A 6,735-nucleotide genomic window follows, 5' to 3' on the forward strand; every position below is an offset into this window, starting at 1 on the left:
CGGGCCACCATCCGGCTGGAGCAGAGCCGCCAAACGCCGACGCTTCGGGAGGAACTGATGTGTATCAAGTCCTTTATCTCCCGTTTGCCGGAATCAGAGAAAGTACTCGGAAACCGGCTCCAGCGCCAGCAAAACCGCAGGTCATCCAGCCTGCTCCCCGCACCCGCGGGGATGGTCCCCTGGAGGGCATCGTGGAGGCGATCCGGGAGGACTGCTCCCCGCACCCGCGGGGATGGTCCCGCTCATCCGTTCACCTCTTTTCGGGCTTGGTGCTGCTCCCCGCACCCGCGGGGATGGTCCCGCCGGCCCCGCCCCCTCGCCGCAGAACCCTATGAAGCCTGCTCCCCGCACCCGCGGGGATGGTCCCTCCCGCGCCTTGGGCGACTCCTCCGCGAGTCCCTGCTCCCCGCACCCGCGGGGATGGTCCCCCTCCCACTCATCGTCCTCGGGCTGGTGCGGGCTGCTCCCCGCACCCGCGGGGATGGTCCCAGTAGCACACTCGGCGGACCACCCTTCAACGTCTGCTCCCCGCACCCGCGGGGATGGTCCCGCGTACCGGGATTGGTGCGAGGCGGAAGGGTTCTGCTCCCCGCACCCGCGGGGATGGTCCCCGAATTGACCGCCCCTTCAGTCAATTCACACACTGCTCCCCGCACCCGCGGGGATGGTCCCTGAGCTTGGGGGAGTGGACATCGACGGGCCCGCTGCTCCCCGCACCCGCGGGGATGGTCCCGCGGATGCGGTTCGCGGCCTCGAAGGCGGGCACTGCTCCCCGCACCCGCGGGGATGGTCCCCACCAGCCGCCACCGTGGTCGTCGCAGCAGGGCTGCTCCCCGCACCCGCGGGGATGGTCCCACCCCGTGGGGCTTGCTCCCGTCCGACCACGGCTGCTCCCCGCACCCGCGGGGATGGTCCCACCCGGCGGGCCAGCTTCTCGATGCGCTGCCGCTGCTCCCCGCACCCGCGGGGATGGTCCAAACAGCACGCCCACCCAGCGGCGCCTCGTCCGCTGCTCCCCGCACCCGCGGGGATGGTCCCGAGATCCCCCTCGCGCAGGTCCGCATCCTGAGCTGCTCCCCGCACCCGCGGGGATGGTCCCCTGGCGTACGCCACGGCGCAGGTGACGAAGGCCTGCTCCCCGCACCCGCGGGGATGGTCCCACAGCGCAAGCGATGCGATCACCACACGTCTGCTGCTCCCCGCACCCGCGGGGATGGTCCCTCACCCTGCTCCTCACGCGGGGCGGGGAGGCGCTGCTCCCCGCACCCGCGGGGATGGTCCCGCCGGACAGTGGCACGAGGCGCTCAAGGAGCTCTGCTCCCCGCACCCGCGGGGATGGTCCCCACCCGAGACGCTTACGTCGTGGGCTCGATGCCTGCTCCCCGCACCCGCGGGGATGGTCCCCGCCTCTTCGTCCGTACGGGAAGCCGCCGTACCTGCTCCCCGCACCCGCGGGGATGGGCCCCACATGACGCAGAAGACACCCGGCCAGCTCCGCTGCTCCCCGCACCCGCGGGGATGGTCCCAGCGAGGACCACGCCCGCCGGGTGACGGTCGCCTGCTCCCCGCACCCGCGGGGATGGTCCCTTGGAGACAACCTTTTCCCGGTCTCCGGAGGGCTGCTCCCCGCACCCGCGGGGATGGTCCCCGCGCCGCCATATCGCCTCCTAACCCGTCACCCTGCTCCCCGCACCCGCGGGGATGGTCCCACGATGCGGGCGGTGTCGGCGTGCGCGACGTACTGCTCCCCGCACCCGCGGGGATAATCCGCCCTCACCGAACGCATCGTCCAGCGCGACGCCAAAGCACCGGCGCCTCACTCTTGACCTGTTCGACCATCACCGCGTTCCAGCCTCAACTCGTCGGCCCCGAACCCGGCCTCCGCCCCAAGAAGCACCGCGCGACCGCACGGGCGGGGAGCGCACGGCCCACAGTTCCGGCTGGCCGGCATCCGGCTCGGCAACCGGTCAGCATGAGATCGCCCGAACACGGCTGCAAGTGACGGCAGGTGCACATCGGCCTCTATCAGTCATCCTTGGGTTGGCCTGGGGGAACGCTGGTTCCCAGGGGAGTCGGCAGAGTCAGGAGCGAGCCGTGTTCTACCACCTGCTCAAGTACGTGCTACTGGGACCGTTGCTACGGCTGGTCTTCCGGCCCCGGATCGAGGGTCTGGACCACGTTCCCTCGTCGGGGGCGGCGATCGTCGCCGGCAATCATCTGTCGTTCTCGGACCACTTCCTCATGCCCGCCGTGCTCAAGCGGCGGATCACCTTCCTGGCGAAGGCCGAGTACTTCACGGGACCGGGCCTCAAGGGCCGGCTGACCGCGGCCTTCTTCCGCAGCGCGGGGCAGATCCCCGTCGACCGCTCCGGCAAGGAGGCGGGGCAGGCCGCCGTCCGGGAGGGCCTCGGGGTGCTGGGCAGGGGCGAGCTGCTCGGCATCTATCCGGAGGGCACGCGTTCGCATGACGGCCGGCTGTACAAGGGCAAGGTCGGCGTGGCGGTGATGGCCCTCAAGGCCGGTGTGCCGGTGGTGCCCTGCGCGATGATCGGCACGTTCGAGGCGCAGCCGCCGGGCAGAAGGCTCCCCCGCGTCCGCCCCGTGACCATCCGTTTCGGTGAGCCGCTCGACTTCTCCCGCTACGCCGGACTGGAGCACGAGAAGGCCGTCCTGCGCGCCGTCACCGACGAGATCATGTACGCGATCCTGTCGCTGTCCGGGCAGGAGTACGTCGACCGGTACGCGGCCGAGGTCAAGGCCGAGGCGGCGGAGCGGGAGCGGGCGGCGAAGGTGCGCCAGGCGCGGCGAGTTCGGCGGGCGCCGCGCGGTTAAGGCCTGTCTCTTCGACCTGCGAGGTGGGGTTGGCCGGGGGATGGCCGGGGTCGGCACGTACCGGCCAGGGTCTTGGTAAGCATCCGCTTAGCCGCCTTCGGTGTGACCAGCGGCGCCGCGAGAGAGGCAGGGGTACCCGATGCCGGTCGTCGATGCGTGGATGCAGCACCCCACGCTCCGTCACTCCAACCATGAGATGTTCGAGTCGCTGCGTCGGTGAACGGGGCGGGGCTTGCTGGAGGAACCGTTGCCGATCAAGGCCACGGTGGCCGCGATGGCGGCGGCTGATGTGGAGATCGGTCTTTCGGCGGCCTGGTACGGGCCACAGGGGCCGCTGATCAGCAACGACGAAGTAGCCGAGTTCGTCGCCGAGTCCGAGGGACGGCTGCGCGGGGTGGCCGGCGCGGACCTCACCCGGCCGGTCCAGGCCGTGCGGGAACTGCGCCGGGCCGTGGAAGAGCTCGGTTTCATGGCCCTGCGGATCGTGCCCTGGTTGTGGCAGCTCCCGCCCACCGACCGGCTCTACTACCCGCTGTACGCGGCCTGCGTGGACCTCGGCATCCCCTTCTGCACGCAGGTCGGACACACCGGTCCTCTGCGCCCGTCCGAGACCGGCCGCCCCATTCCGTACATCGATCAGGTCGCGCTCGACTTCCCCGAGCTGACCATCGTGTGCGGGCACATCGGCTACCCGTGGACCACGGAGATGATCGCGGTCGCCGACAAGCACGCCAACGTGTACATCGACACCAGCGCCTACACCGCCCGCCGCTACCCGCGCGAGCTGGTCGACTACCTGCGCGGCCGGGGCCGCAGGAAGATGCTGTTCGGTACCGACTACCCCATGATCACCCCCGGTCAGGCGCTGGAACACCTCGGCGAACTGGGCCTGGACGAGGAAGCCACCGAGCTGTTCCTGTCCGGCAACGCACGACGGATCTTCAGGGTCTGACAGTGCCGGGGCCCCGCCGGGCCCACATGAGGATCGCCGTGAGATGGCGTGCGGCCCGACAGACGAGAGCGAGCTTGCCGGTCCGCATGGCCAGGCCGCGCCCCTGCTCGAACCGGTTGATGCCTCACTCGGCGGTATTGCGCTCCTTGTACGCCTCGGCGTCGAAGCCAAGGCGGGCGGCCTCCGGCGCGGCCCCGCCGGAGGCGGTGCGTCAGCCACATCCACGCCGGCGAGGAGGGTTGCGAAGATCCGTTCCCAGGTGCCGTCCACGGCCCACCCGATCAGGCGTTCATGCGCGGCCTTGAACGAGCCGAGCTCGCTGGGCGGGTCCCTCCACGGCGCGCAGGTGCGGTACTTCCACGCGATGGCCTCCCGGGTCCTGCGATGATCGGCCCGGCGCCGTCCACGCACCGGATCGGCCGGCGTCAGCGGCTCGGTCCGGTCCCCCGTCGCGTCGGTGATCACTGACCGGACAGTCGCGTCCGGTCACCAGTCCATCGCATCGAAGAGACGCGCTCCGGCCTCCGCCGGTCCAGGAGGCCGCGTGCTCTGCCGTCGGCAGAAGGACGTGGCGGGTGCGGCGCCGCGCCCGTACGGTCCCCGTATGACACGCGCTGTGGTGATCGGAGCGACGGGACAGATCGGACGGGTGGCGGTGGGTGTGCTGGCCCGGGGCGGCTGGGAGGTGACGGCCGTCTCACGGGGCGGCGGCCGGGACCGGAGCTGGCCGGAGGGCGTGCGGGTGGCGCGGGCCGACCGGGAGGACGACGCGGCACTGGCCGCCGCGGTCGGCGGCGGTTGTGACGTACTGGTCGACATGGTGGCGTTCGGGCCACGGCACGCACGGCAGCTGGTCTCGCTCGCCGGCCGGGTCGGTTCGGCCGTGGTGATCTCCAGTGTGGCCGTCTACGAGGACGACGAGGGCCGGGGCTTCGACACGCAGCACGAACCCGGCGGCTTCCCCGAGTACCCGGTGCCGCTGACCGAGGAGCAGCGCACGGTCCGGCCGGGCGACACCTCGTACAGCACCCGCAAGGCGGCGCTGGAGCGTGAACTGCTCGCCGCCGGGGACACCCTGCCCACCACGCTGCTGCGCGCGGGCGCGGTCCACGGGCCGCACTGCCGGACCCCGCGCGAGCTGTACTTCGTCAAGCGCAACCTCGACGGGCGGCGGCGCCGCGTGCTCGCCTTCGGCGGCCGCTCCCGGTTCCACCCGGTGAGCGTGCACACGGTCGCCGAGCTGATCCGGCTGGCCGCCGCGCGGCCGGGCAGCCGTGTCCTGAACGCCGTCGATCCGGACGCGCCGACGGTGGCGGAGATCGCCGGGGCGATCGACGCGGTGATGGGCCGCGAGGTGGAGGACGTCCTCGTGGACGGACCGCCGCCCGCGCCGGGGGTCGGCCTCACGCCCTGGTCGGTGCCGGCGCCGGTGGTCTGCGACATGTCCGCCGCCGAACGGGAGCTGGGTTACCGCCCGCGGGCCCGGTACGCCGAGACGCTCCCGGACACCGTCGCCTGGATCGAGGAGCGGCTGGCCGGGCGGGACTGGCGGGAGGCGTACCCGAAGATGGTCCAGGCGTACGGCGATCTGTTCGACTACGCGGCGGAGGACGCCTGGTTCGCGGCCCGGGGCGCGTGAAAGGGGGGTGCGTGAGCGGGGGCTGCCGATGTGTCCGGCCGCCCGCGCTCGGCCTGTTCGCCAAGGCCTGACGGCGACGGGGGCCGGTTACCGGTCGGCCCGCGGGATCCGGACGACCGCGGTCCCTGCCTCCAGGTCCACCGCTGTCCGGTTCGGTGGTGCCCCGTCCTCCTCGTCGTCCCTCATCACCAGTGCCGACTGCCGCTCCTTGAGTTCGTTCTGCTTCCCGGGTGAAAAGCTCGCGTGGAGCTGCTCGAACCCGGTCGCCGATATCTGCCCCTGCCGGACGCCGTTCCGCCAGGGCAGCAGTCCGGCCCGTCCGGCGTGGAGGAGCAGTTGATCCGCGAAGGCCACGACGGTCAGCAGGATGACCAGTCCGGGCAAGGTCATGAAGACGGCGAATTCCATGCCTTCAGTATCCAGACCGGGCGACACCGTTCAGCCCTTCAGCCTTGCGGCATGCCCCTGAAGACCAGGTTCTCCTCCGTGAAGGCCAGGGTCTCCCCTGCCACCGGCCACCGCGACGGCTCAAGCGCGCTTTCCCTCGGAAATCTTGACCTCCAGTTTGGTTGGGGTTTCACGATGGGGCGGTGACCGAAGACGGAATCACCCTGATAGACACATGGGAACTGCCCGAAGACCGGATCGAGGAGTCCATCGCACGCTGGCGGGAGCGCGTCGGGCTCATCCACACCGCTCCCGGCTTCCGGAACGCGCGGTTGCACCGCAGACTGCACCCGGAGTCCCGGCTCGGCCTGGTCAATGTGGCGCAGTGGGACAGCGTCGAAGCCCGGGACGAGGCGCTGGCACATCCCCGCTTCACCGCGTCGGCGGCCACCGCGGCCGGCTATGCCACCGTACGCGGCGGCTGGTACCGGGTGGCGGCCGAATCGGCCACCACGGAGAACAATGTGGGCGACGGACCGGGAATCGCCTTCGTCACTGCCTTCGAGCTGCCCGCCGAGCGGATCGATGAATGGCTGCCGCACTGGCTCGGCCAGGCAGAGCTGATGAGCAAGGAGCCCGGCTTCCGGGGCAGCCGGCTGCACCGTGCGGTGGACCCGGACACGCGCTTCCAGCTGGTCGGCATCGCGCACTGGGACAGCCCCGGCGCATGGCGCGCGGCACACGACGGCCCCCGCTTCCGGCAGCACGCCTCCACGGCCCCCGGCTTCGCCACCGCCACACCCGGCCTCTTCCGGGTCGCCGCCGAATTCTGAGCGCGGCCCGGGAACGCTTCCGATGCTCCCGGGCCGTTCGCCCCACTGGGCCGGACGCGCCATCGCCGGGCGACGCGCATAGCGCGTCGCCC

At 71.6% G+C, this 6,735-nt stretch carries 5 protein-coding genes, 1 pseudogene and 1 CRISPR repeat array; of the genes and pseudogenes, 4 read left to right on the forward strand and 2 right to left on the reverse strand.

What is annotated here, in order from left to right; genetic code table 11:
* Positions 1 to 150 precede the first annotated feature (150 nt).
* Positions 151 to 1,770: direct repeats of the CRISPR family, unit length 29 nt; unit sequence CTGCTCCCCGCACCCGCGGGGATGGTCCC.
* A 324-nt stretch (positions 1,771 to 2,094) separates the two neighbouring features.
* Entirely contained in the window at positions 2,095 to 2,832 is a 738-nt protein-coding gene (locus ABZ340_RS36035) for a lysophospholipid acyltransferase family protein (protein WP_358786117.1), read from the forward strand.
* Positions 2,833 to 3,079: 247 nt separating this feature from the next.
* Positions 3,080 to 3,784 carry an amidohydrolase family protein gene (locus ABZ340_RS36040; protein ID WP_358786118.1) on the forward strand — a complete coding sequence of 235 codons (705 nt, stop codon included), beginning with the start codon at positions 3,080 to 3,082 and terminating at the stop codon, positions 3,782 to 3,784.
* Here the strand turns inward: ABZ340_RS36040 and ABZ340_RS36045 are convergent.
* Positions 3,774 to 4,249: pseudogene (locus tag ABZ340_RS36045) on the reverse strand (transposase). The gene ABZ340_RS36040 and the pseudogene ABZ340_RS36045 overlap by 11 nt on opposite strands.
* 139 nt (positions 4,250 to 4,388) lie before the next feature.
* Here ABZ340_RS36045 and ABZ340_RS36050 point away from each other — a divergent pair.
* Positions 4,389 to 5,423, forward strand: a complete 1,035-nt coding sequence (locus tag ABZ340_RS36050) for an NAD(P)-dependent oxidoreductase (RefSeq protein ID WP_358786119.1) — start codon at positions 4,389 to 4,391, stop codon at positions 5,421 to 5,423.
* An 87-nt stretch (positions 5,424 to 5,510) separates the two neighbouring features.
* Here the strand turns inward: ABZ340_RS36050 and ABZ340_RS36055 are convergent, their stop codons facing one another.
* Positions 5,511 to 5,831, reverse strand: coding sequence for a DUF6191 domain-containing protein (locus ABZ340_RS36055; protein WP_358786120.1), 321 nt, complete (start codon positions 5,829 to 5,831; stop codon positions 5,511 to 5,513).
* 182 nt (positions 5,832 to 6,013) lie between these two features.
* Between ABZ340_RS36055 and ABZ340_RS36060 the strand changes: the two genes are divergently transcribed.
* Positions 6,014 to 6,643, forward strand: a complete 630-nt coding sequence (locus tag ABZ340_RS36060; RefSeq protein ID WP_358786121.1) for an antibiotic biosynthesis monooxygenase — start codon at positions 6,014 to 6,016, stop codon at positions 6,641 to 6,643.
* Positions 6,644 to 6,735: the final 92 nt, after the last annotated feature.

This window comes from Streptomyces sp. NPDC006134 (assembly GCF_040628835.1).
In the GTDB taxonomy this organism is placed as follows: Bacteria; Actinomycetota; Actinomycetes; order Streptomycetales; family Streptomycetaceae; genus Streptomyces.